The organism is Planobispora longispora, assembly GCF_016863135.1.
Taxonomy (GTDB): Bacteria; Actinomycetota; Actinomycetes; order Streptosporangiales; family Streptosporangiaceae; genus Planobispora; species Planobispora longispora.
In genome coordinates this window covers 177,937-201,702 of the sequence record NZ_BOOH01000001.1, presented here as the reverse complement: position 1 = coordinate 201,702, position 23,766 = coordinate 177,937, and the positions used below count along the sequence as shown (strand labels likewise).

Below are 23,766 nucleotides of genomic sequence, written 5' to 3'. Positions count from 1 at the left end.
CGGCAACCGGAGTGAGGCGTGCGCCGGAGAGCCCGGACGGCGTCGGGAGGCGGGAAGGCATTCGGCGGGCGACGGCCGGAATGTCGTCCGGCGGCGCCGGGAAACCGCCTCGCCGCTATTCGCTCCCCGGTGCGAAGGGGAACGAATAGCGGCGGCTGAGGGATCCGGCCGGAATGCGCTTTCGGGATTCATTCCGGCCGGGGTCCGGGAAATGCCGCCGGGTGACGTGCGCGGCCGGGGAGAGCCCGGGCCGCGGCCTCGGCGGCGGGTGCGCCACGGCCCTTCCCTGAGCCGCGCCCCCGCGGGTCACCGGTTGACGGTCTCGCAACCGGTCGGCTGGTCGGCCGCGTCGGCGTCCGCGATGTCGCCGCCGCCGGCGCCGCAGGACACCACGGAGTCGATCCCCCCGTCCTGGGCCACGATGCGATCGTCGCCGCCGTTGGCCGTGAGGCGGTCGTTGCCGCCGAGACCGTTGATGGTCTCCGGTGCGTTGTCGCCCTCGATGGTGTCGCCGAACCGGCTGCCCACGACGATCTCGACGTCGCCGAGCACCTTGTCGCGGTCGATGTTCCCGCCGGCGTTCCGGCCGTCGTTGTTGACGGCGTCCTTCCTGATGAAGACGCCGACGTTCGCCTGGGCGTAGCTCACCATGTCGGTGGAGCCCGCGCCGCCCTGGTAGGTGAGCGTGGTCCCGCCGCCCGCCGACAGGCCGGCGTTGAAGACGTCGGAGCCGTCGCCGCCGTTGACCGCGCCGGTGAGCGGGACGCGGGCGGTGAAGGTGTCGTTGCCTCCGCCCAGGCTCGCCGACAGGCCGGTGACGCCGGTGCCGCAGTCGACCACCGTGGCGGTGACCTGGGTGCAGCCCTTGCCGGGGGTGGCCTTCAGGGTGCCGGTGGTGTTGCTCACGCGGAAGATCGAGCCCACCTTGACCACCTGGACGGTGTCGTTCACCGCGGTGGCGCCGGGCACGATCGTGATGGCGGTGGAGACGCGCTCGACGACGAGGTCGCCGGGGGCGGCGGCGGCCAGGCCGGTCCCGGGGATCGCGGCCAGGGCGGCGACGAGGCCGCCGAGCATGGTCAGGCGCAGCGCGCCTCGCTTGATGGTGTTCATGTGCGGTTCCTTGTCCGAAACGGAGCTGAGGAGCGGGCCAAGCCGAGGCCCGCTCACCTTTCGTCCTCATGATCGGAGGGGAGGACGGTCCATCTCTGCGCAAAACTGCACGTTCGGCGGCTGCTCCGATAGGTAAAGATCCTCAGTGTGATCTCGGCCATGCCGGACGGGGAGCCGCCGGGGGCGGAACCGGCTCGCGGAGCACGGCTCACCGGAACCGGCTCAAGGGGCACGGCTCACCGGAACCGGCTCGGGGAGCACGGCCCGCGCGAGCCGTACTCCTGGCGGTGGACGCGCGATCAGCCGTTGTAGACCGGGTAGCCGTACCCGACGACCTGGGACTTCGGCCGGACGCGCTGCTCGACGTTGCCGTTGCCGGTGTTGCCCTCGATCGTGGTGATCGTGCCGTCGCCGTTGTCCTTCTTGACGAAGCCGACGTGGTCGATCCCGTAGAGGCTGTCGCCGCCCTTCCAGTCGAAGAAGACGACCGCGCCCGGCTCGGCCTGGGCGCCCCAGTGCCCGTTGTTCCTGAACCACTCGGCGTGGGTGACGGTGTAGGCGTCCCAGCCGACGGTGGGGCGGATGCCGGCCTGCTCGCCGACCCAGGAGACGAACATGTCGCACCAGGGGGCGTTGGCGTAGGCCCGCACGTTGCCGCCGTCGCGGGCGATGGTCTCCCACACCCGCGGGGAGCTCATGTACCAGGAGTGGAACTTGGTCCCGCCGCCCGCGGAGTTCTCCGTGATCCCGATCTGCTGCTCGGCGATGGCCAGCAGCTGCTCGGCCGAGACGGGGGGAAGCCCCTCGGCGACGGCCTCGAGAGGGGTCTTGGAGGCGGTGGCGCCGGTGGCGGACGCTTCGACCGGGGCCCAGGCGGTCACGGGGACGTCGGCCGCAGGGGCGTTGAGGGGATTGCCCGTCCCGGTGTCGGCGAGCGCGGAGGGCGCGGCCGCCGTACCGCCGGTGAGCGCGACCGACATCCCGACGGCGACGCGGGTCAGGTGGCGCTTCTTGAACGGGGGAACGCGGCGGTGCTTGCCCATGGAGGGGTACGACTCCTTGCTCGGCTTCCAGTGCCTACCGGGTTAGCTGACGGGTTCGGGCTCGGAAGTGCCCTACGGCGCGCGAACGCGCCGATTCACCCCAGGAAACACATGGGTTCCCGGCTCCGCGGGGCCGCGGATTAGGCTTCCGTGCCATCCCATCGGCGGGCGGAGCGGTGGGATGAGCCGCGAAAGGTCAACGTCTGGTCAAGCGGGAGACGTGAACGCCCCGTCAGACGGCTGCCTGCCTCCACTGAGGGCCAAAAGGCATGAAAGTCCCGGCGAAACGCCTCGGCGTCGGGGACCCGTCAGACGCCGGAACCGGGCCGCGGCGTCCGCACGCCGTCGTCGGGAGCGACGGAGGCCGTGTCCCTCATGATCCCGTACCGGCCCAGGAGCGGATCAGGGGAAGCAGCGTCCCGTCGACGGCGCTCTCGACGAACGCCCGGTCCAGCGGTTCGCCGGTGATCAGCAGCCGGTGCCAGACCAGCGCCTCGACCACCGTCCTGAGCCGCGCCGGGTCGATCGCGCCGGCCAGCTCGCCCCGCTCCCGGGCGCGCTCGAGCAGCGGGACGGTGCCGGTGATGTCGGGGCGGTGCACGTTGTCGCGCAGGGCCCCGGCCAGGTTGGGGTTCGTGAGCAGGCCGGGGAGGAGCCCGACGATCATGCTGTGCTTGCGCCGCAGGACGTCGCAGAAGCCGGTGACCGCCTCGACGAGGTCCTCGCGTATCGTCCCGGTGTCGGGCGGCGCCGGGACGTCGAGCTCCAGATGGTTGCAGACCAGGTCCACCACCAGCGCCTCCTTGCCCGTCCAGCGGCGGTAGATCGTGGCCTTGCTGGCGCTGGCGCGCCTGGCGATCTGGTCGACGGACATCCGCTCGAACCCGACCTCCGCGAGCAGTTCCCGCGTCGCCTCGAGGATGGCGCGCTCACGGGACGGGTCGAGACGCAAGGTGCCTCCGGTGCCTAGACGTGCGGGTCGAGCATCTCGAATCGTACGCCGGTGAGCTCCTCCGACGTCTCCCAGAGCCGCCTGGCCACGGCCTCGTCCAGCGCGTGCGGCCTGGGCCGCAGCTCCTTGGGGCCGGGGCCGATGAACGTGCCTCCGCGGACGGCGGGGGAGGCGGCCGCGTACAGGGAGGGGACCGCGCCCTTGGCGGCCGACTGGAGGAAGAGCCCGGCCAGGGCCATGACCGGCCGGGTGAGCACGCCCAGCTTCAGGATGCCGGTGCTCGTCGAGCCGGGGTGGACGGCCACGCTGAGCAGCCGGCCCTCCGCCCGGCGGTGGAGCTCGCGGGCGAACAGCAGATTGGCCAGTTTGGAACGGCCGTAGGCGGAGAACCTGCCGTAGCCGCGCTCCAGCCCGAGGTCGTCGAAGTCGATCCTGCCGACGGCGTGCGCGTCGCTGGAGACGGTGACGACCCGGGCGTCCTTCCGCTCCAGCAGCCGGGGCAGCAGGAGACCGGTCAGCGCGAAGTGGCCCAGGTGGTTGGTGCCGAACTGCGTCTCGAAGCCGTCGGCGGTGGTGCTCCGGGGGATGATGCCGATCCCGGCGTTGTTGATCAATATGTCGATCGGCTCGTCCACGGAGGCGGCGAACTCGCGCACCGAGCTCAGGGCGGCCAGGTCCAGCCGCCTGAGCTCGACGTCCGCCTCCGGGACCTCCGCCCTGATCGTCTCCAGCGCGGCCCGGCCCTTCGCGAGATCGCGGGCGGTCATGACGACCCGGGCGCCGTGCCTGGCCAGTTCCAGGACGGTCGGCACGCCGATGCCGCTGTTCGCCCCGGTCACCAGGGCGGTGGAACCGGTCAGGCGGGGGATGTCGTCGGGCGTCCACATGGCTCGCTCCTCGGGGTGCGCGAAGTGGTGCGGGGCGTGGTGTGCGGAGTGGTGTGCAGGGTGGTGTACGGAACCGTTTCGTACACCACGGTAGGCGGCCTCCGCCCGGCGCGCAACGGTGTAGTCCGGTGTTCACCTTCGGTTCCCGGGCGCGTAAGGCCGCCGGGTTACGGTGGGCGGGTCGTGAACGGGTCATCGCCCGGCGTGGAGGAAGACGGTCGAGACCACGCGCGGGAGCAGTGTTCGGCCGTAGCCTGGGTGGAGTCCCCGCTGCAGATGCTCTGCGCGGTGGAGGCCCACCACGCGGGGCTGCTGGGCGGCCGGACCCGGCTGGTCCCCCGGGCGAAGCTGCGTCCGCTCGCCGTCACCCGCCGGGAGCTCCGCCGGCTCTCCCTCCCGGACGGGCTGGAGCTGGCCGATCCGGAGGCGGACATGCCGCGGCCCGGGCGGGGCGCGACCTGGGTGGTCGGCGACGCCTTCTCCGGCAAGGTCCAGCTCGCCTGGCTCACCGCATTCCCCCGCCGCGTTGTGATCGTCGATGACGGGCTGGCCACGATCAGGCTCCTGGAACTGCTCTCCGGGCGCGCGTGGACGCCGCTGCTCCGGGCCCGCGCCACGGCCGGGCCGCTGAGGACCGCCCTGGGGGCCGCGGCCGGTCTCCGGCTCCGGCTGGCCGCCCGCTCCGGCAAGCTGTCGATCTTCACCGCGCTGCCGGTCCCCGACGCGCTGGCGCGGGCCGTCCGGGGCACCGGGGCCGAGCTGGTCACCCACGAGTTCGCCTGGCTGCGCGCCCAGCCGCTGCGCAGGCCCCGCCCCGCCGAACGCACCGTCGTGCTGGGCACCTCGCTGGTCCGCAACGGGCTCATCCATCGCGACCGCTACTTCACCTGGCTGGCGGGTCTCGGCTCGGACGGGCCGGTCGCCTACTTCCCGCACCGGCGGGAGGACCCCCGGGACCTGGCCCTGGTCGGGGAACAGCCCGGGATCACCGTCTACGACGGCGGGGCCCCGGCCGAGATGACCCTGCGCGGGCTGGCCGCCGAGCAGCGGGTGCTGAGCCTGCCCTCCACCGCGGTCACCTCCCTGCGGGTCCTCCTCGGGCCGCGGGGCGTCGCGGTGGAGACGGTGGAGGTCCCCGACGAGTGGTGGACCGCCCAGGCCGCCCCGTCACTGCGCTCCCACCTTTCGATGTTCGCCCATCACGACACTGGAGTCAGCACTTGAAAGTCCTGGCCGTGGCCGACTCGGATTCCTACCTGAAGTGGGCCGCGTGCCTGCTGGGTGATCTGCCCGAGGGGTGCACGACGGAGCTGGCGGTGATCCGCACGCCCATCACGCCGTCCCCGGCGCAGATCCACGCCGCCGTGGCCGGGGCGCCGTGGTTCCGCCCGGCCGCGTCCGACACGGGGGCCGGACGTGAGCCCGGGGCGCAGGCGGGCGACCCGCCGGTGGTGTCGGCCCGCGCGCTGCGCCGTACGGCCGAGCGGTTCCGGCCCGACGCGGTCCTGCTGGCCTGCACCGGGCCGGTGGTGGACATCCTGGCCGCGGAGGTGCTCGCGGGCCTGTCGCCGCGGCCGGTGTTCGTCTCCGGGCTGCCCGGCATCTCGATCCCGGCGACGGAGAAGGCCTGGCTGTTCCGGAGCGGGTGCGAGCTGTTCGTGCTGCACAGCGGGCGGGAGGTCCGGGAGTTCACGGAGGTCGGCCGGCGGCTGGGCGGCGGCGGCCAGGTGGGACTGGCCCGGCTGCCCTTCCTGCACGGGAGCGGCGAGGTCCCCGCCACCGGGCCGCGCGACCGGGTCGTCTTCGCCACCCAGGCCAAGGTCCCCAAGCGGCGCGAGGAGCGCGAGCGCATCCTGGCCTCCCTGGCCGACCTGGCACGGCGGCGGCCGGACCTGGACGTGGTGGTCAAGCTCCGCGCGCTGGACGGGGAGCGGCAGACGCACAACGAGCGCCACCACTACCAGCGCCTCTGGCGGGAGCTCGGCGGGGACGAGGACGTGCTCCGCTTCGCGGCGGGGCCGATGCACGAGCACCTGGCCCACGCGGCCGGGTTCGTCACGGTCAGCTCGACCGCGGCGCTGGAGGCGATCGCCCAGTCCGTCCCGCTGCTGGTGTTGTCGGACTTCGGGGTCAGCGCCGAGATGATCAACCTGGTCTTCGAGGGCAGCGGCGTGCTCGGCACCCTCGACGACCTGTCCGGGGGACGTTTCCTCACCCCGGACGCGGAGTGGTGCCGCGCCAACTACTTCCACCCGGGCTCGGAGAACGACTGGGCGAGCAGGCTGGTCACCCTCGTCGGACAGGCCCGCTCGGGCCGCCTCGAGCCGGCCCGCTCGCTGCTCGACGGCCCTCAGCACGCCGCCGCCCGCCGCCGCGCCCGGCTCCGCGTCGAGGTGCCGCCGAAGGTGCTGCGCGTCGGCTACCGGGCCAAGCGCCGGATGCGCCGCTACCTCAGGGCGCTGGGCTGATCGGTTATCACGCCCTCAGCCTGAAAGGCGCACCTTCCACGGTGGTCGAGATCGGCACCGGGGGAGACCCCTTCCACGCGCCGGCCAGGGCCCTCTACGAGAGTCTCGGGTGCACGCTGCTCCCGGTCGCCGTCTACTACCGGCGGCTCTGATCGGACCTCCGCGGGACGGGCGTCCCGGCCGCCCGTCCCGCGGGGGACGGGCTCCGCTCCGGGCGGGTCCCGCGCCTACGACAGCGCCCGGGACAGCCGGCGGCGGAGTCTTCCGAGCGTGCCGGCCGCGGCGGGGGACTGCGGGGCGGCGGGCAGCAGCTCCAGGGCGGTCAGGCGCTGGCGCTTGAAGTAGCGGGCCGGGCCGTGGGCGGCCAGGTAGGTCCCGGCCGTCTCGCGCAGGTCCGGGTAGGCCTCGCTCTGCATGCAGTAGCCGACCGCGCGGACCAGGTCCGGCAGGTCGATCTCCGGCGGCTCCTCCAGGGAGCCGTCGGCCCCGAGCCGGGGCAGGAGCGCGTCGGTGATCGTGACGGGGACGCGGTTGCTGTTCTCGTACGGCGCCAGCCGCTCCAGCACCAGCTCCCCGCCGACGGCCGCCACCGGCAGGCCGAAACAGCGCCGGGCGGTGACCAGAGCGGTGGAGAAGCAGCCCGCCACCAGCTCCGGCCGCAGGGCCGCGAAGTACGACTCCGCCGGGATCGCCTCGCCCGCCACGTCGAGCCGGACGCCGAGCTCGGCGGCCGTCGCGCGCAGCTCCCGGGCGTGCCGGCGGCCGGCGGCCGGGTGCGGCTTGAACAGCACGGAGCCGAAGCCCCGGGCGGCCAGGCCGCGCAGCATGTCCGCGTGGAGCCCGGCCTCCTCCTCGGGGGTGACGATGTCGAGCGCCGACAGGTACTGCCCGAGGATCATCGCCCGGCCGCCCTCCGGCGCGCCGTCTTCCGGCGTGCCGGTCTCCGAGGCGGTGGAGACCTCGGACAGGACGCGGAGGAACGCCTCGTCCCCCACGACCCGCGCGGGCACGCCGTACTCCGACAGCAGCAGCGGCGACAGGCCGGGCACCAGGTCCAGGTGGAGCAGGCGGGTGATCCGCCCGGCGATCTCGGCGGGCAGCGGGTCGCGGGTCGGGCCGTAGCTCATCAGGCCGTCGGAGTAGACGGTGATCGGGCAGTCCTTGATCAGTCCGGCGATGGTCCGCGCCGGGGGGACCGCGATGGACTCCACGATCAGCTCGTCCGGGCCGTCGCCCAGGGACAGGTGGGAACGGAGCAGCCGGCCGATCATCGGAACCTCGATGACGCGGGCCTTCCAGTCCGACGGGTGCAGCGGCGCCACGATCTCGTTCCACGACCGCACCTCGTCGAAGCGCGGGCGCAGCGCGGCGAAGCCGGGCGCCCGGTCCAGCGACGGGGTGATCTCCGGGATGGCCGCGTTGGTGGAGACCAGCAGGATCCGGCGGCCCTCGTGCGGCCCGAACACGCCCTCGTCCAGCGCGGCGGCCAGCGTCATCGCGCCGAACAGGGTCGAGGCGTAGAACAGCTGCGTCATCGGATTCCTCCGCTCGTCGCCGATCCGGGACGGCGGGCCGGGACCATGGCCTCCGGCCGGGATGGACAGGTCACCGGGCCTCCAGCAGCCCGCGCAGGATCCCGTCGCGCTCGGGGTCCAGCGTGGTGGCGGCCAGCAGGTCCGCGGGGAGCCGCCGCAGGGCGTCCGCGCCCCGCCGCTCGAAACGGGCGCGCAGCTCCGGGGTGAAACGCTCGCGCAGCTCCAGGTGGTGGGCCAGCAGCGCGCAGAACTGGCGGACGGCCTTGGCCGCGAACTCCTCCGGCAGGTCGTCGAAGACCAGCTCGAACGCGTCGAAGAAGTGCAGCTGGCGCTCGTCGCCGATCTGGGTCAGCGAGCCGGGCACCATCCGCCGGTAGAAGAGACCGGCCAGGGAGACCACCGCGAACGAGCTCGCCTGCAGGTGCAGCCGCCAGATCCAGGGCCGGTCCTCGGCGGTGTGCAGGCGGCCGGGGAAGGTCAGCAGGTCGCCCAGGTCGCGGCGGTAGATCCCGGCCCAGGCGTAGGGGTAGTCGACCATGGTCTTCGACCGGGCGGGCAGGATGTGCTCGCGCGGTTTGACCACCGTCTCCCGTACGGCCAGCGGCGCCCGGTGGATCACCCGCTTGCGGCCCTCCGCCTGCACGTGGTCCACCCGGACGAAGTCGCAGCCGAGCCGCTCGATCGCGCCGACCAGGTCGGCGAGGTATCCGGGGGCGAGCCAGTCGTCGCCGTCCATGAAGGTCACGTAGCGGCCGGAGGCGAGCGAGAGCCCGATGTTGCGGGCGTCGGCCAGCCCCGCCGGGGTCTCGTTGCGCAGGACGACGAGACCGGGCAGGTCGTCGCGGAAGTCCTCGATGACCTGCCCGGTCTGGTCCACCGATCCGTCGTCCACGACGATGAACTCGAAATCCCGGTGCGCGTTCGCGGCCAGCGAGGTCAGCGCGTCGGAGATGTAGAGCTCGGCGTCCCGCACCGGGACGACGACCGACAGCTTGATCAAGTTTTCCCTCTCGGGGTGCGGCGCGGGCGCGGACGCCTGAACCGTAGCGATCGCCGGAGCGTCCGGGCTGAACGCGCGGGGAAGCGGCGGTGAACAGTGGGGACGTGCCGGACCCGCCCGGTCAGACCGTGACGCGGCGCAGGCGGGACTTGGGGGCCTGCTCGCCGGGGAAGACCCGCTTGACGCCGTCGCCGAGCGCGGTCTCGATGATGCGGATGTCGCGGACCAGGTGCTCCAGGCCGGAGGGCTCCAGCGAGGCGGCGTGGTCGGAGCCCCACATGGTGCGGTCCAGGGTGATGTGCCGCTCCACGGCCACCGCGCCGAGGGTGACCGCCGCCAGCGAGATCTGCAGGCCGCGCTCGTGGCCGGAGTAGCCGACCGGCACGCCGTACCGCTCCTGGAGGGTGGCGATCGTGCGGAGGTTGGCCTCCTCGGGCGGGAGCGGGTAGGTCGAGGTGGCGTGCATCAGCACCAGCTTGGAGGTGCCGAGGATCTCCACGGCCCGGTCGATCTCCTCCAGCGTGGACATGCCGGTGGACAGGATGATCGGCTTGTCGGTCGCGGCGAGCGCGCGCAGCAGCTCCAGGTCGGTCACGCTGGCCGAGGCGACCTTGTGCGTGACGACGTTCATCTCCTCCAGGAACTCCACCGACGGCACGTCCCACGGCGAGGCGAACCAGTGCAGGTCGCGCTCGGCGGCGTACTTGGCGATCTCGGTGTACTCGTCCGCGCCGAACTCGGTGCGGATCTTGTACTCCATGTAGGTCATCTCGCCCCACGGCGTCTGCCGGATCTGGTCGCGCTGCTCCAGCGGGACGCAGATCTCCGGCGTGCGCTTCTGGAACTTGACCGCCTGGCAGCCCGCGTCCGCGGCCACGTCGATCAGCCGGCGCGCGATGTCCAGGTCGCCGTTGTGGTTGATGCCGATCTCGGCGATCACGTAGACGGGCTGGTCCTGGCCGACCAGCGCGTCTCCGATCCGCACCGGCCTGACGATCGGGGACAGGCGCAGCTCGGCGCGGGGAGCGGGGGCCTCGGCGACCTCCGGGCGGGCCGCGAGGACGCGGTCGCACAGTTCCCGTACGGCGCCGGCCCCGCCCGGCCGGGTGAGCACCACCCGGGCGGCGGCGCGGACCCTGGGGTGGGCGTCGGGGACCGTGACCGGCCAGCCGACCTCGCTCATCGGGCCCAGGTCGTTGACGTCGTTGCCGACGTAGGCGACCCGCGCCGGGTCCAGGCCCTCGATGGCCAGCCAGTCGCGCAGCACGGTCCGCTTGTCGGTCAGGCCCTGCAGGACCGGGACGCCGAGCTTGCGGGCGCGGGCGGCGACCACCGGGTTGTGCTCGGTGGACATGATCATCAGCTTGACGCCGGAGCGGCGCAGCAGGGAGATGCCCATGCCGTCGGAGCGGCTGACCGCGACCATCTCGCGGCCCTCGGAGTCGACGTAGGCGCGGTCGTCGGTGTGCACCCCGTCGAAGTCGGTGATCACCGCGTCCACGTCGATCGGCTCGGGCCGGTCCACGAACGGCGCCAGCGCCCGGACGATCTCCAGGTCCTCGGGGGTGTCCACCTCGACGGCGTGCCGCGAGGGCACCGGCTGCACGGCGATCGAGCCGAAGAAGCGGTGCCCGTGCTCGCGCAGGCCCTCGGTGCGCATCACGTAGAACGCGCCGGTCTCGCGGTAGTGCGGCTCCCGCTCCTGGCGGCGCGGCCGGGACGCCGGGTCGTGGTTGACGCCCTTCATGGTCGCGTTCGCCGCGTCCCACAGGAACTCGTGGGTCTCCAGCCCGGAGAAGACCACGTCGGCGGTGCCGTCGAGGACCCGCGCGATCGCGGCGTCCAGGTCGGACGGGTCGATGAAGGCGCTGGTGCACTGGACGAGCAGGACCACCTCGGGGGCGGCGGAGATGTGCTCCAGCGCGTGGAGCACCGCCGACTCGCTGGAGGCCGTCGCCCCGCTCAGCTCGCCGGGCCGGTCGATGACGGTGGCCCCGGCGGTGAGGGCGGCTCCGGCGATCTCCGGGTGATCGGTGCTGACCACGACGTCGTCGATCAGCTCGGCCTGGATGCAGGCCTTCACCGCGCGGGCGACCAGGGGAGTTCCGCCTACGGCGGCCAGGTTCTTCAGCGGGACACCCGCCGAACCTCCACGGGCGGGGATGACGGCCAGGACTCGCAAAGTGACTCCTCTTAACCTACGGCAGCGCCCCTGAGCTGGGGTGTTGAGAACGCTAGCCACGAGGGTGACCGGAAAGGGGTGTGCGAGCTGAACGTCCAGAGTCGCCCGTCTGAACTTTCCGCGAGGGTGGAGCTCCCGTCCGGAAACGGGCGCGGGTCCCGTCTGCCGATCTTCTCTCGGGAACGTGAACACCGCCGAGAATAATTAGGACAAATCGGTCAGAAGCCCCAGGGGTGTCCGGCGGGAAAGCCCGTGCGTCGTGAACCGATATGCGCCGTGAACCGCCGCAGAATAAAGCAGAAAAAAGCGCCACGGGTGGCGTGAAGCCTACCCGCGGCGCCGGGTGATCCGAAGCGATCAGTTACGGGGTGAAGGTGTCCCGGGCGGTGTCGTCGGCCTGCCCGCCGGACCCCTTGACCTTCTTCGAGGGCTGCTGCTTGGCCTGCCCCCTGGACTGGCTCCTGGACTGGTTCTTGTTCTGGTTCCTGCCCTGGCCGCCCTGGGCCTGCCCGGTGCCGCTCTCGCTCCCGGCCTCTCTGCCCTGGCCCCGCATCTGGTCGAAGTTCGTCATGGTGCCTTCCCCGTTGGAATGACAGGTTGTCGAGCAGTGTCATAACCGGAAATTAGGGCGATAATCGCGATCTAAATATCTTTAGGGGACACAACACCACTCTCTGGTCTTCGGTTGGAGTCCACCAGAGAAATCCCCGGCGTGTCGTCCCGATCACCGGGTCTCCGCCGGGTCCCGGTCGCCGGACCTCCACCGGGCCAGGGTCGAGCCGCGCACCACGAGCTCGGGGGCGAAGAGATACTCGGCGGCCTTGGCCGGGCGGCCCTTGATCTCGTCGAGCAGCGCGCGCACCGCCGCCACGCCCATGGCCAGGACCGGCTGGCGGACCGTGGTGAGCGGCGGGTCGGTGAACGGCATCAGCGGCGAGTCGTCGGCCCCCACGATCGAGACGTCCTCCGGCACCCGCAGGCCGAGCCGCCGCACCGCGCGCACGGCGCCCAGCGCCATCAGGTCGCTGCCGCACACCAGCGCGGTCGCGCCCCGCTCCACCAGCAGGGACGCGGCCGTCTGCCCACCCTCCACGTCGAAGGGGGCCAGCTCCATCAACTCCTCCTCCGCCGGAGGTCCCAGCTCCCGCATCGCGGCGCGGAACCCGGCCAGGCGGCGCTGGGAGGGCGAGTAGCGCAGCGGCCCGCTGACGAAGCCGATCCGCCGGTGCCCCAGCCCGATCAGGTGCAGCGCGGCCGTACGTCCCGCCGCGACGTCGTCACAGGAGACGCACGTGACGCCGAGGCCGGGGAGGTCGCCGTTGACGAACACCATGGGCAGCCGCTGCCGGCGCAGGTCCCGGTAGCGGGAGGGGTCGATCGTGGTGTCGGCGTGCAGGCCGGAGACGAACACGATCCCGGAGACGCCCCGGTCCAGCAGCATCCCGACGTACTCGTCCTCGCCCGCGCCCTCCGGGGTCTGCGTGCACAGCACGGCGGTGTACCCGTGGCGGGCCAGGGCGGTCTCGATCACCTGCGCGAAGAAGGGGAAGACCGGGTTCTGCAACTCGGCGGTGATCAGCCCGACGAGGCCCGAGCTGCGCGGCCGCAGCCCGCTGGGACGCTCGTAGCCGAGCACGCCCATCGCGGTGAGCACGGCGTCCCGTGCCCGCCGGCTCACCCCCGGGCGCTCGTTGAGCACCCGGGAGACCGTCGCCTTGCTCACCCCGGCCTGCCGGGCGATCTCGTCGAGTCGTGCCGCCATGGTGGCCGATTGTGGATCAGCCCGCTGAAACGACGCAAGAGATCCTGAAACTTTGCAGCAAAACCCTGCAAGGCATTCCAGGGACGGTGAACCCCCTGTTAACTTCGGCGCACATCGCGGTGCACCCCCTGAAAAACCCCTCCCACCTGGAGTCCGACCGTGCGCAGATCCCCCCACGCCCTCGCCGGAGCCCTCGTGCTCGGCCTCACGCTCACCGCCTGCGGCGGGGGCGGCGGCACCGCGGGACAGTCCTCCGGCGCCCCGTCCGCCGCGAGCGACACCACCCTGCTCATCTGGGCGGACCAGATGCGCTCGGCCACCCTCAAGCCGTTCGCCGAGGCGTTCGCCGAGGAGAACGGGATCAAGGCCGAGATCGTCGTCGTGGCCCAGAACCAGCAGCAGACCTTCACCACCGCCTCCCAGGCGGGCAAGGGCCCGGACGTGATCGTCGGCGCGCACGACTGGATCGGCAACCTCGTCCAGAACGGGCTCATCGACCCCGTCCAGATGACCGAGGAGCAGCTGTCGGGATACGTGGACGTGGCCCGCAAGGCCGTCACCTACGGCGGCCAGGTGTACGGCGTGCCGTACGCGGTGGAGAGCCTCGCCCTGTTCCGCAACACCGACCTCGCCCCGGACGCGCCCGAGAGCTTCGAGGAACTGGTCGCCACCGGCAAGAAGCTCAAGGCCGCCGGGAAGGTCGAGGAGATCGTCGGTTACCCGGTCAGCCAGCAGAACGGCCAGTCCGGCGACACCTACCACCTCTACCCCCTCTACACCTCGGCCGGAGCGCACCTGTTCGGCACCACCCCGACCGGCGACCCGGACCCGGCCGACCTGGGCGTCGGGACCGAGGAGTCGGTCGCCGCGTTCGAGCGCATCGCCGAGCTGGGAGAGAAGGGCGAGGGCGCGCTCAAGCGCTCCTTCACCTCCGACAACGCCGCTGCGGCCTTCAACGAGGGCAAGACCGCGTTCATGGTCGCCGGGCCCTGGCGGCTGGCCGACGCCCGCAAGGCGGGCGTGGAATACGACGTCACACCGGTTCCCGGCTTCAAGGACGCCGGGCCCGCCCGGCCGTTCGTCGGCGTGCAGTCCTTCTTCGTGGCGAGCAAGGGCCGGAACAAGGCGCTCGCCCAGGAGTTCGTCACCGGAACCCTGGCCTCGCCCGAGGTGGCGCGGGCGCTGTTCGACGCCGAGCCGCGCATGCCCGCGCTGAAGCAGGCGCTGGAGTACGCCGCGGGCAAGGACCCCGACGTGGCAAAGTTCCAGGCCGCCGCCGAGAACGGCACGCCGCTGCCCGCGATCCCGCAGATGGTGGCCATCTGGGTGCCGTTCAACACGCTCATCCACTCCGCGGTCAAGGGTGAGCCGGTGCCCGCGGCGGTCGCCGCCGCCGCCGAGGCCATCGCCGGGCAGCTCAAGCAGTGAGCACCCAGCGGACCCGGACCGGGGAGGGCCGCGGCCTTCCCCGGCCGGGGGACACCGGCGCGTCCCGGCGCGGGGAGGCCGGAACGCGCGGAGGCTCCGGGGAGACCGGCGAACGCGTCCGGCCCCAGGGCTCGCCCGGCGGACCGCCGGCCCGGGGGCGCCGGGCGCGGGCCGTACCGGCCAGGGGATGGCCCGGGAGCCCGGGCGCGATCGCGGCGCGCTTCCTGGTGCTCGGGTTGATCGTCGCCGTCGCGCTCTGGGCGGCCGCCCCGCTCGTCTCGGCGGGGAACTGGACCGGTACGGCGATCGTCGCGGTGGTCACCGCCGCCGGGATGCACGTCTACCTGACCCCGAGGCGGCTGCCCGCCAAGTACCTGTTCCCCACCACCCTCCTGGTCCTGGCCTTCCAGGTCTTCCCGGTGGTCCACACGATGTCGCTGGCGCTGACCAACATCGGCGACGGGCACCTCGGCACCAAGCAGGAGGCGATCACCGCGATCGAGACCTCCTCGGTCCGGCGGGAGCCCGGCTCCGCGGAGTACCGCCTCACCGTGGCCGAGCGGGACGGCGAGCTGGTCTTCCTGCTGGCGGACGGGGGGCGCGCCTACGCGGGCACCGCCGGAGGGCTGCGCCCGCTGGAGGGCGCGAGGCTCGGTCCCGGCGGGCGGGTCGCCGCCGCCGAGGGATACGCGGTGCTCACCGCCGCCCAGGCCTCCGCCCGCGGCGCGGAGGTCACCGAACTGGCCGTGCCGGTCGAGGGCGGCGCGATCCGCAGCCAGGGTCTGTCCCGCGCCTACCGGGGCAGGGCGGAGCTGTCCTACGAGGCGGGATGCGACTGCGTCCGCGGCCCCGATCCCGGCGCGGCGGCCGGCTCCGGTGCCGGAACCGAGGCCGGGGCAGGGCAGGAAGGCCGCGAGAAGGTCTGGCGAGCCGATGAGAAGCAGGGCCGGTTCGTGGCCGCGGACGGCACCGCGCTGCCCCAGGGCTGGAAGGTGGACGTCGGCCTGGCCAACCTCACCGCCGCGCTCACCAACCCCCAGGTCAACGCCCACTTCCTCGGCGTCTTCGGGTGGAACGTGGTCTACGCCGTCTCCGTCGTGGCCCTCACCGCCGCCCTCGGCATCGCGCTCGCGCTGGCCCTGCACCATCCCCGGATGCGCGCCGTACGGGTCTACCGGACGCTGGTCGTCCTGCCGTACGCGATGCCCGCCTTCGCCATGCTGCTGGTCTGGCGGGACATGTTCAACACCGACTTCGGCCTGGTCAACAGGATGCTCGGGCTGGAGGTCGACTGGCTCGGGGAGCCGCTGACCGCCCGCCTGTCGGTCCTGCTGGTCCAGCTCTGGCTGGGCTTCCCCTACATGTTCCTGATCGCCACCGGGGCGCTCCAGACGATCCCGTCGGAGTACATGGAGGCGGCCCAGGTGGACGGGGCGACCGCCTGGCACCGGTTCCGGAAGGTCACGCTCCCGCTGCTGATGCTGGCGCTGGCCCCGCTGCTGGTCTCCTCGTTCGCGTTCAACTTCAACAACTTCAACGGCGTCTTCCTGGTCACCGCCGGAGGCCCCTTCCCCGCGGACAATCCGGCCGTGGGCGCCACGGACCTGCTCATCACCTACACCTTCCGGCTGGCGTTCGGGCAGCAGGGCGCCCAGTACGGCCTGGCCTCGGCGATGTCCGTCTACGTCTACCTGATCGTCGCCGTCCTCTCGATCGTCAGCTTCCGGCGCACCCGGGTCTTCCAGGAGGTGGACCGTTGAACCGTCGTCCCGGGACCGCCGCGGGCGGGCGGGGGAGCGGGCTCGTCCTGCGGCACGCCGCCGCGGTCACCGCCACCGCCTTCGCCCTCTTCCCGATCCTGTTCGTGGTCTCCGCCGCGCTCAACCCGCTCGGCACCCTCAGCTCGGCGAGCCTGCTGCCGGGCGGCGCGAGCCTGGACAACGTCCGGGGCCTGTTCGGGACCACGCCGTTCCCGACGTGGTACGCCAACTCCATCCTGATCGCCGGGCTCACCGCCGTCCTGTCGGTGGCGGTCTCGGCGGTCTCCGCCTACGCCTTCAGCCGCTTCCGCTTCGCCGGACGCCGGATCGGCCTGGTCGCGCTGCTGGTCATCCAGGCCTTCCCGCAGTTCCTGGCGATCGTCCCGCTGTACGTCATCTTCAGTGTGATCAGCGACAACTGGCCGGCCTTCGGGCTCAACAGCGTCTGGGGCGTGACCCTGCTCTACGTCGGCGGCCAGGTCGGCGTGAACACCTGGCTGATCAAGGGGTTCTTCGACACGATCCCCAAGGAGCTCGACGACGCCATGCTCATCGACGGCTGCACCCCCGGCCAGGCGTTCCGCCGGGTGATCCTGCCGCTGTCCGCACCGGTCCTGGCGATCAGCGCGCTGCTCGTCTTCATCGCGACGATCAACGAGTTCCTCATCGCCAGCGTCTTCCTCACCGGCGACGACTCCCGCACCCTCGCCGTCGGCCTGTTCAGCCTCCTGGCCGACCGCCGCAACGCCAACTTCGGCATGTTCGCCGTGGGCACCCTGCTCACCGCGATCCCGACCGTCGCCGTCTTCCAGTTCCTGCAGAGATACATCGTCCACGGGCTGACCGCGGGCGCCGTGAAAGGATGATCATGATCGATCGGGGCTTCCACCACGACGGCTCGGCCGACCACGTCAGCACCCTCGCCCCGGAGCCGGGCGAGACGGTGACGGTGTTCGTCCGGACCCCGCGCGACCAGCGCTCGGGTGTGTACGTGCGCACGACGCCCGACGGCGAGCCGCACTTCACCGAGGCGGTGATCGACCGCGAGACCGAGCACGAGCTGTGGTGGCGGGCCGACGTGGTGGCCCGCAACCCGGTCACCCGCTACCGCTTCCTGATCAACGGCTCCGGGGCCGCGGGGTCCGCGGCCGGGACGGGGGCTTCCACCGGGAGCCCGTACGGCTACCGCTGGCTCACCGCGAGCGGCCTGGCCACCCACGACGTGCCCGACGCCACCGACTTCCGGCTGGTCACCCACGCCGCCCCACCCGCCTGGGCCGCCGCCGGGGTGGTCTACGAGATCTTCCCCGACCGGTTCGCCTCCTCCGGCGCCCGGCGCGAACTGCCGGACTGGGCCATCCCGTGCGGCTGGGACGACCCGGTCGCGGGCACCGGACCGGCCACCCCCCGCCAGTTCTTCGGCGGGGACCTGGACGGCATCCGCTCCCGCCTCGACCACGTCGCCGCCCTGGGCGCGGACGTCCTCTACCTGACCCCGGTCTTCCCGGCCGCCTCCAATCACCGCTACAACGCCACCTCCTTCGCCGAGATCGACCCGCTGCTCGGCGGGGACGCCGCCTACCGCGCACTGATCGACGAGGCCCACCGGCGGGGAATGCGGATCCTGGGCGACCTCACCACCAACCACTGCGGCGAGATCCACCCCTGGTTCCAGGCCGCGCTGCGCGACAAGGACGCCCCCGAGCGGGAGATGTTCTTCTTCACCGACGACGACCTCGGCTACGAGGCGTGGATGGGCGTGTCGTCCCTGCCCAAGCTCGACTGGTCCAGCGAGCGGCTGGCCGCCGCGATGGAGGAGGTGGTCCGGCGCTGGCTCCGCTTCGGCCTGGACGGCTGGCGCATCGACGTGGCCAACATGACGGGCCGCCTGCGCGACGCCGACCTCACCCACGAGGTGGCCCGCCGGGTCCGGCGGGCGGTCGCCGCGGAGAACCCCGGCGGGCTGCTGGTCGCCGAGCACGCCCACGACGCCACCGGCGACCTCGACGCCGACGGCTGGCAGGGCGCGATGAACTACGCCGGGTTCACCCGGCCGGTGTGGAGCTGGCTGCGCGGCCCGCAGGTCCGGCTGCCGTTCCTCGGCCTCCCGGCCGACATCCCCAGGATCGGCGGCGGCGACGCGGTGGCGACCATGCGGGCCTTCTCCGCCATGATGTCGTGGCGCACGCTGACCTCCTCCTGGTCGATCCTCGGTTCCCACGACACCGCCCGGATCCGCACGGTGTGCGGCGGCGACCCCGCCCTGGTCGAGGTCGCCGCCGGGCTGATGTTCACGCTGCCCGGAACGCCCATGATGTTCGCCGGCGACGAGATCGGCCTGGAGGGCGCCTGGGGCGAGGACGCCCGCCGTACGATGCCGTGGGACCGTCCCGAGACCTGGCACGCCCGCACGCTCGGCGTCTACCGCGACCTGATCGCCCTGCGCCGCGGCGAGCGCGCCCTGACCGGGGGCGGCCTGCGCTGGCTGCACGTCTCCGACGACGCCGTGGCCTACGTCCGCGAGCGCGCGGGCGAGCGTCTCCTGGTCCTGGCCGCCCGCGCCGCCCATCCGCCGGTACGGCTCCCGCTCGGCACCGCCGCCACCGCCCTGTACGGCGGAGCCGACCTGGCCCCGGACTCCGAGGGCGTGCTCACCCTGCCCGCCGACGGCCCCGCCTTCCACGTCTGGCGGCTGGGGTAGAACATGCCGGACCCGCTGACGATCGGCCACCTCGTGACCGGACTGCGCTCACTCGGGGTGGCCCGGGGCGACGTCCTCCTCGTGCACAGCTCGCTCTCCCGCCTCGGCCACGTCGTCGGCGGGGCCGGGGCCGTGGTGCTCGCCCTGCGCGAGGCGGTGGGGGAGGGCGGGACCCTGGTCGTCCCCGCCCAGTCGTGGCAGTTGTGCGACCCGGCCTACCTCGCCGACCCGGCCGTGCCGGAGGCGTGGTGGGAGACGATCCGCCGGACCATGCCCCCGTACGACCCCGCCTGGACGCCGTCCCGCTCGATGGGCGCGGTCGCCGAGGCGCTGCGCACGATGCCCGGCGCCCGGCGCAGCGGCCATCCGCACCGCTCGTTCGCCGCGTGGGGACGGCACGCGGACGCCGTCACGGCCCGGCACGACCTCGACGACCCCGTGGGAGAAGGGTCGCCGCTGCCCGCGGTCCACGACCTCGACGGCCGGGTGCTGCTGCTCGGCGTCGGGCACGACAAGAACACCTCGCTGCACCTGGCGGAGGCGCGCTCGGGCCTGCCCCGCGCCCGCGTTCCCAACGGCGCGCCCCTGCTGGTCGGCGGGGAGCGCCGGTGGGTCCGCTTCACCGAGCCCGCCGTCGAGGACGCCGACTTCCCGGCGGCGGGGGCCGCGTTCGCCGGGACCGGCGGGGTACGGCACGGCACGATCGGGGCGGCGACCGCCCTGCTGATGAGCCAGCGCGCCCTCGTCGACTTCGCCGCCTCCTGGTTCCGCGCCCACCGCGCCCACCGCGCGCCCCGGTAGCGCGGCAGCCGGAGATGCCGTTGATCATGGCGGTGCGCGGTTGTCCGGCTAGAGAAGATTGCTGCCCGCGAAAGCGATGAAGAGCGCCAGCAGGGCCTCCAGGCCGTAGACGATGTTCTGTCCCGTGGTGCCGAAGAGCACGAAGGCGATCGCGGCGACGACGCAGGCCACTATGAGGACCAGATCGACCAGGCCGGGGATCAGGGCCACGACGAGCCGGATCAGGAACCAGAGGAATCCAAGCCCGAACCAGCTCGAGATGGTCGAATCATCGTAGGCCCACCGGGACAGCACGAAAGGGGAGCAGAAGGAGGACTTCCAGATCGCGGCTTCCGCCTCCTTCCGGTCCGGTGTGCACCGCTGACCGGTTTCCGGCATCGCCGGGTCCGGGGGTGACAGGTCCGAGCGAGGGGGAACGCGGCGGGTATCTTGATCTGGATGAGCAAGCCCCTCCTCGATCCGGAGCAGTGGTACGCCACGCTGCCGACGGCCTTCGTCTCCGCCTGCCTGCTGCTCACCGACGCCGACGACCGGGTGCTGGTGGTCAAGCCCAACTACCGGCCGTACTGGATGATCCCCGGAGGCGTCATCGAGGCCGGGGAACTGCCCCAGGAGTGCGCGGCCCGGGAGATCGGCGAGGAGCTGGGGCTGGACGTGAGGGCCGGGGAACTCCTCGTCGTCCAGTGGTCCCCGCCGGTGGACGACCGGCCCCGGGCGATGGTCAACTTCCTGTTCGACGGCGGCACGGTCGCCGACCCCGCCGGGATCCGGCTGCAGGAGGAAGAGCTCGACGACGCGGCATTCCTGCCCTGGGACGAGGCGGCCGCCCGGCTCGCGTTCCACACCGCGCCCCGCCTCCTCGCCGCCCGTCAGGCCCGCGAGGCCGGGCGGATCGTCTACCTCTCGGATGTGTTCCCCGCGACCGGCGGCTGAGGCCGTCCCCGCGCGGCGGCCGGGGCGACGCGACGGTGAGGGCGACGGCGATCCGTCTCGCCGGTCCGGTCAGGACTATTCTTCGGGCGATATGACCCCTCCTTTCCGGGACATCCGGATCGGCCGCTGCCGGCCGGCGGACGTGGCCTTCCATCCCGGCGGCCGCTGTTTCGCCATCGCCGGGGAGGACGGGACGGTGCGGCTGTGGGACACCGCCACCGGCCGCGCCGCCGGCCGTCCCCTGACGGACTCCGCCGCGGAGGCCTGGGCGGTGGCCTTCCACCCCGGGGGCCGGGTGATCGCCACCGGCTGGTCGGACGGCACGATCCGGGTGCGGGACGTCTCCACCGGGCGGCCCGTCGCCCGGTCGCGGCGCGGCCACACCGGAGGCGTCACCGCACTGGCCTTCCACCCCGGCGGGCGCCTGCTGGCCAGCGCGAGCCAGGACGGCACGGCGCGGCTGTGGCGCACCCCGGCCCTCCGCCCCGCCGGGGGGCCGCTGGACGGCTCCGACGGTCCCGTTCACGCGGTGGCCTTCCATCCCGGCGGCCGCCTCCTGGCCGCCCCCGGCACGGGTGGCACGGTGAGGTTGTGGAGCATGCCTCCGCGCGCCGGAGGATCCCCGGGGAGTGACGGACGCCATCGGGGGCCCGTTCCGTGACGGCACGCGCGCGGTCCATGGGGACGCGCCCGGCCGTCCGCCCTCACGCGGGCCGGTTCCCCCCACCGGCCAGCCACGTCTCGATGGCGCTCTGCCAGGAGGCGAGGAAGGCGGGATAGCCCGCGGCGAAGTCCTCCAGCTCCCGGGCGGCCGTACCGGTCAGGGGGGTGAGGTCGTAGGTGACGGTGACCTCGCTGGCCTCGCCGTACTCTCTGGCGGGCCTGCCGGCCGGCTCCAGCGTCACGGAGACGGTCCCCGCGCGGGAGCCGGGGGTGACACGGGCGTAGGAGATGCTCCGGCCCCGCTCGCGGGCGAGCACCACCCAGACGGTCGCCTCCCCGTGGGCGCCGGTCTCGAAGACGGTGCCGGGCTCGGTGTCGTCCTCGACGGGGACCGGGAAGCGGGGCTGCCAGCCGTCCACCCACAGTTCCTCGCCCCGGGCGGTGAACAGGCGGAACGCCTCGTCCGGCGGGAGCGGGACGGTGAGGGCGCCGGTGAGTCTCACGGCGTCTCCTTCAGCCTGTGCGCGTCGGCGGAGGTCAGCGTCAGGGAGTAGACCTCCTTGAGCTGGTCGATCTTGGCCGTCGTCTCCGGGGAGAACGGGGCCCTGCCCTCGAAGGCGTGCAGGACGATGCCCTCCACGAGGTCTCCCAGCGGCATGTCGAGGTATTCGGCCAGGCCCTTGAGGACCTTCAGCATGCTCTTCTCGATCCGGAACCCGGTCTGCACCCGCTCAACTGTTACCATGGTAACAATGTACTCGATTACCGATGTAGTGGAGAGCGGGTCCCGGGACGGGAGCGCCGGGCACGCCGGGAGCCGGTCGAGCTCCGCCGGAGTCAGTCCAGCCGGAAGGTCCTGACGAAGGTGTCGACGTGCGTTCCGGCCTCGGCCCACTCGCCCTCGGGAGTGAAGAACCAGAACAGCCCGACGCCGCCGGAGTCCCGGACGAGGCAGCGGGCGATGAAGCGGAAGGAACGGCCCACCCCCGGAGGGGAGAACCGGAACTCCAGCTCGGCGGCCTGGCCGCCGGGGTAGGGGGCCTGCCTGCGGCCGAGCTCCCGGTAGGAGGCGGGGTCGATCAGCCCCTGGTCCTCCTGCAGGGTGCCGCGGAGCGCGTCGAGCAGGGCCGTCGGGCTCCTGGTCTCCTTCTTCGCCGGATCGGCGAAGGTTCCCAGGTACCAGGAGGTCGACAGGAACGTTCCGCCGGGGCGTTCCCAGCCCACCTGGTCGCCGGACTCCTCCTTGGTCCAGCCGTCGGGCGCCGCGACGGAGAATCCGCGCCGGTCGGTGTGGAGGGTGAAGCCGCGCGGCAGCGAGGCCGTGCTCTCCGGGGTCCCCGGGGTCGCAGGGGAGGCCGCGGTGCTCCGGCCGGGCGACGGGGCGGGTTCGCCTCCGGTGGCGCCGGGGCTCGCGGCGGTCTCCCGCGCGGAGGAGCCGGAGGACGGGGTGACCACGGGTTCGGCGTTGCCCCGCTGGATCCCCCAGGCGATCGCGGCGGTCACGGCGGCGGCGGCCAGCACCGATCCCGCCGCCGCGGCCACCCGGCCGCCCGGCCGCTTTCCGGGCGGGCCGGGGTGGGTGGGCGACCGCGAGGGCGTCCCGCCCGGGGCGGAGTCCGTGATCGGCCCTCCGCCGTGGCCGCCGCCCGCCGGACCGTCGTGCCGCGGGCCCCGCCAGGGGGCGTCGGACGCGTCGGGGTCTCCGGCGGCCACCGGCGCGAGGAGTTCCATCGCCTGCCGCGCGGTCAGCCGTGCGGCGGGGTCCTTGCGGAGCAGGCCGTCGATCACCGGCCGGAGCCGGTCCGCGTGCTGCGCGGGCGCGGGCGGCTGGTTGACGATCGCCGCGATCACGGCCATCATGCTCTCCCGCTCGAACGGCCTGCGGCCCTCCACCGCCTGGTAGAGCGTGACGCCCACGGCCCACAGGTCGGAGGCCGCGGTGGCGGGCCTGCCGTCGAGCTGCTCGGGGGCGAGGTAGGCGGGCGTGCCGATGAGCGGGCCGCTGCCCGTCGCGCCGGAGTCGTCGTGGGCCGCCGCCGCGATCCCGAAGTCGGTGAGCGTCGCCCGGCCGTTCTTGAGCAGGATGTTGGCGGGTTTGACATCCCGGTGCACCACCCCGGCCGCCTCGGCCGCGGCCAGCGCGGAGATCACCTGGTGGCCGAGCCCGGCGGCGCGGGCCTCGGGCAGCCGTCCCCCGGTTCTGATCACCTCGGCCAGGGACGGGCCGTCGACCAGCTCCATGACGATCCACGGCAGCCCGTCCTGCTCGACCACGTCGTAGACGGTGACGATGCCGGGATGGTTCCTGAGCCGGGCCGCCATGCGGGCCTCGCGGAGGGTCCGCCGCAACCGCCGCTCACGCTCCGGGGCGGGCAGGGAGGCGGGCAGCGTCACCTCCTTGACGGCCACGGGCTGGTGGAGCAGCTCGTCCCAGGCCCGCCAGACGACGCCCATGCCGCCCTCGCCGAGGGGGGCCTGCAGCTGGTAGCGCCGCGCCAGTACGCGCAACCGATCTTTCGGCATATGGGGCAACATATC

General features: G+C 73.0%; 22 protein-coding genes and 1 riboswitch. Of the genes, 9 read left to right on the top strand and 13 right to left on the bottom strand.

The genetic code is table 11. The annotated features are described in order from the left end of the window. Positions 1–306 precede the first annotated feature (306 nt). From Plo01_RS00870 to Plo01_RS00855, 4 genes are all read right to left on the bottom strand, one after another. Complete coding sequence (locus Plo01_RS00870) at positions 307–1,113, bottom strand: calcium-binding protein (RefSeq protein ID WP_203888492.1); 807 nt, start codon at positions 1,111–1,113, stop codon at positions 307–309. 299 nt (positions 1,114–1,412) lie between these two features. Then, positions 1,413–2,156: a CHAP domain-containing protein gene (locus tag Plo01_RS00865; protein ID WP_203888491.1), complete on the bottom strand. Its 744-nt coding sequence runs from the start codon at positions 2,154–2,156 to the stop codon at positions 1,413–1,415. Positions 2,157–2,172: 16 nt separating this feature from the next. Further along, positions 2,173–2,313: riboswitch (cyclic di-AMP (ydaO/yuaA leader) on the bottom strand. Between the two features lie 216 nt (positions 2,314–2,529). Then, positions 2,530–3,108: a TetR/AcrR family transcriptional regulator gene (locus Plo01_RS00860; RefSeq protein ID WP_203888490.1), complete on the bottom strand. Its 579-nt coding sequence runs from the start codon at positions 3,106–3,108 to the stop codon at positions 2,530–2,532. 14 nt (positions 3,109–3,122) lie between these two features. Continuing rightward, positions 3,123–3,995, bottom strand: a complete 873-nt coding sequence (locus tag Plo01_RS00855) for an oxidoreductase (protein ID WP_203888489.1) — start codon at positions 3,993–3,995, stop codon at positions 3,123–3,125. Positions 3,996–4,253: 258 nt separating this feature from the next. Here Plo01_RS00855 and Plo01_RS00850 point away from each other — a divergent pair, with 258 nt between their 5' ends. Both Plo01_RS00850 and Plo01_RS00845 read left to right on the top strand, forming a co-directional pair. Beyond that, positions 4,254–5,219 (top strand): hypothetical protein, encoded by a 966-nt coding sequence (locus Plo01_RS00850; protein WP_239315721.1) that lies wholly within the window; start codon positions 4,254–4,256, stop codon positions 5,217–5,219. 11 nt (positions 5,220–5,230) lie between these two features. Then, a complete protein-coding gene (locus tag Plo01_RS00845) occupies positions 5,231–6,463 on the top strand; it encodes a DUF6716 putative glycosyltransferase (RefSeq protein WP_239315720.1) in 1,233 nt (410 codons plus the stop codon). Between the two features lie 227 nt (positions 6,464–6,690). On the opposite strand, the gene Plo01_RS00840 is transcribed toward Plo01_RS00845, so the two are convergent. The 5 genes from Plo01_RS00840 to Plo01_RS00820 form a co-directional block, all read right to left on the bottom strand. Then, on the bottom strand, positions 6,691–7,998 hold the full coding sequence (locus tag Plo01_RS00840) for a polysialyltransferase family glycosyltransferase (protein WP_203888486.1): 1,308 nt from the start codon (positions 7,996–7,998) through the stop codon (positions 6,691–6,693). 70 nt (positions 7,999–8,068) lie between these two features. Continuing rightward, a complete protein-coding gene (locus tag Plo01_RS00835) occupies positions 8,069–8,998 on the bottom strand; it encodes a glycosyltransferase family 2 protein (RefSeq protein WP_203888485.1) in 930 nt (309 codons plus the stop codon). Positions 8,999–9,119: 121 nt separating this feature from the next. Continuing rightward, complete coding sequence (locus Plo01_RS00830; RefSeq protein WP_203888484.1) at positions 9,120–11,180, bottom strand: N-acetylneuraminate synthase family protein; 2,061 nt, start codon at positions 11,178–11,180, stop codon at positions 9,120–9,122. Between the two features lie 361 nt (positions 11,181–11,541). Beyond that, positions 11,542–11,751, bottom strand: a complete 210-nt coding sequence (locus Plo01_RS00825) for a hypothetical protein (RefSeq protein ID WP_203888483.1) — start codon at positions 11,749–11,751, stop codon at positions 11,542–11,544. A gap of 153 nt (positions 11,752–11,904) precedes the next feature. After that, positions 11,905–12,942 (bottom strand): LacI family DNA-binding transcriptional regulator, encoded by a 1,038-nt coding sequence (locus tag Plo01_RS00820; protein WP_203888482.1) that lies wholly within the window; start codon positions 12,940–12,942, stop codon positions 11,905–11,907. 159 nt (positions 12,943–13,101) lie between these two features. Here Plo01_RS00820 and Plo01_RS00815 point away from each other — a divergent pair, with 159 nt between their 5' ends. The 5 genes from Plo01_RS00815 to Plo01_RS00795 are packed head-to-tail and all read left to right on the top strand — an operon-like array spanning position 13,102 to position 19,632. After that, entirely contained in the window at positions 13,102–14,370 is a 1,269-nt protein-coding gene (locus Plo01_RS00815; RefSeq protein ID WP_203888481.1) for a sugar ABC transporter substrate-binding protein, read from the top strand. Further along, positions 14,367–16,130 (top strand): ABC transporter permease subunit, encoded by a 1,764-nt coding sequence (locus tag Plo01_RS00810; protein WP_239315719.1) that lies wholly within the window; start codon positions 14,367–14,369, stop codon positions 16,128–16,130. The genes Plo01_RS00815 and Plo01_RS00810 overlap by 4 nt, the downstream gene beginning before the upstream one ends. After that, positions 16,127–16,996 carry a sugar ABC transporter permease gene (locus Plo01_RS00805; protein ID WP_203888480.1) on the top strand — a complete coding sequence of 290 codons (870 nt, stop codon included), beginning with the start codon at positions 16,127–16,129 and terminating at the stop codon, positions 16,994–16,996. The genes Plo01_RS00810 and Plo01_RS00805 overlap by 4 nt, the downstream gene beginning before the upstream one ends. A 2-nt stretch (positions 16,997–16,998) precedes the next feature. Further along, positions 16,999–18,831: an alpha-amylase family glycosyl hydrolase gene (locus Plo01_RS00800; RefSeq protein WP_203888479.1), complete on the top strand. Its 1,833-nt coding sequence runs from the start codon at positions 16,999–17,001 to the stop codon at positions 18,829–18,831. Between the two features lie 3 nt (positions 18,832–18,834). Then, positions 18,835–19,632, top strand: coding sequence for an AAC(3) family N-acetyltransferase (locus Plo01_RS00795; protein ID WP_203888478.1), 798 nt, complete (start codon positions 18,835–18,837; stop codon positions 19,630–19,632). Between the two features lie 48 nt (positions 19,633–19,680). Here the strand turns inward: Plo01_RS00795 and Plo01_RS00790 are convergent, their stop codons facing one another. Further along, positions 19,681–20,010 carry a hypothetical protein gene (locus Plo01_RS00790; RefSeq protein WP_203888477.1) on the bottom strand — a complete coding sequence of 110 codons (330 nt, stop codon included), beginning with the start codon at positions 20,008–20,010 and terminating at the stop codon, positions 19,681–19,683. A gap of 60 nt (positions 20,011–20,070) precedes the next feature. Between Plo01_RS00790 and Plo01_RS00785 the strand changes: the two genes are divergently transcribed. Both Plo01_RS00785 and Plo01_RS00780 read left to right on the top strand, forming a co-directional pair. After that, positions 20,071–20,565 carry an NUDIX domain-containing protein gene (locus tag Plo01_RS00785; RefSeq protein ID WP_203888476.1) on the top strand — a complete coding sequence of 165 codons (495 nt, stop codon included), beginning with the start codon at positions 20,071–20,073 and terminating at the stop codon, positions 20,563–20,565. A 91-nt stretch (positions 20,566–20,656) separates the two neighbouring features. Next, positions 20,657–21,226, top strand: a complete 570-nt coding sequence (locus Plo01_RS00780) for a WD40 repeat domain-containing protein (RefSeq protein ID WP_203888475.1) — start codon at positions 20,657–20,659, stop codon at positions 21,224–21,226. Between the two features lie 43 nt (positions 21,227–21,269). Here the strand turns inward: Plo01_RS00780 and Plo01_RS00775 are convergent, their stop codons facing one another. The 3 genes from Plo01_RS00775 to Plo01_RS00765 all read right to left on the bottom strand — a co-directional run bounded on the left by Plo01_RS00775 (position 21,270) and on the right by Plo01_RS00765 (position 23,751). Continuing rightward, positions 21,270–21,731, bottom strand: a complete 462-nt coding sequence (locus Plo01_RS00775) for an SRPBCC family protein (protein WP_203888474.1) — start codon at positions 21,729–21,731, stop codon at positions 21,270–21,272. Then, positions 21,728–21,973, bottom strand: a complete 246-nt coding sequence (locus Plo01_RS00770) for a hypothetical protein (protein ID WP_203888473.1) — start codon at positions 21,971–21,973, stop codon at positions 21,728–21,730. Before Plo01_RS00770 ends, Plo01_RS00775 begins: the two co-directional genes overlap by 4 nt. 92 nt (positions 21,974–22,065) lie before the next feature. After that, positions 22,066–23,751 (bottom strand): serine/threonine-protein kinase, encoded by a 1,686-nt coding sequence (locus Plo01_RS00765; RefSeq protein WP_203888472.1) that lies wholly within the window; start codon positions 23,749–23,751, stop codon positions 22,066–22,068. Positions 23,752–23,766 lie beyond the last annotated feature (15 nt).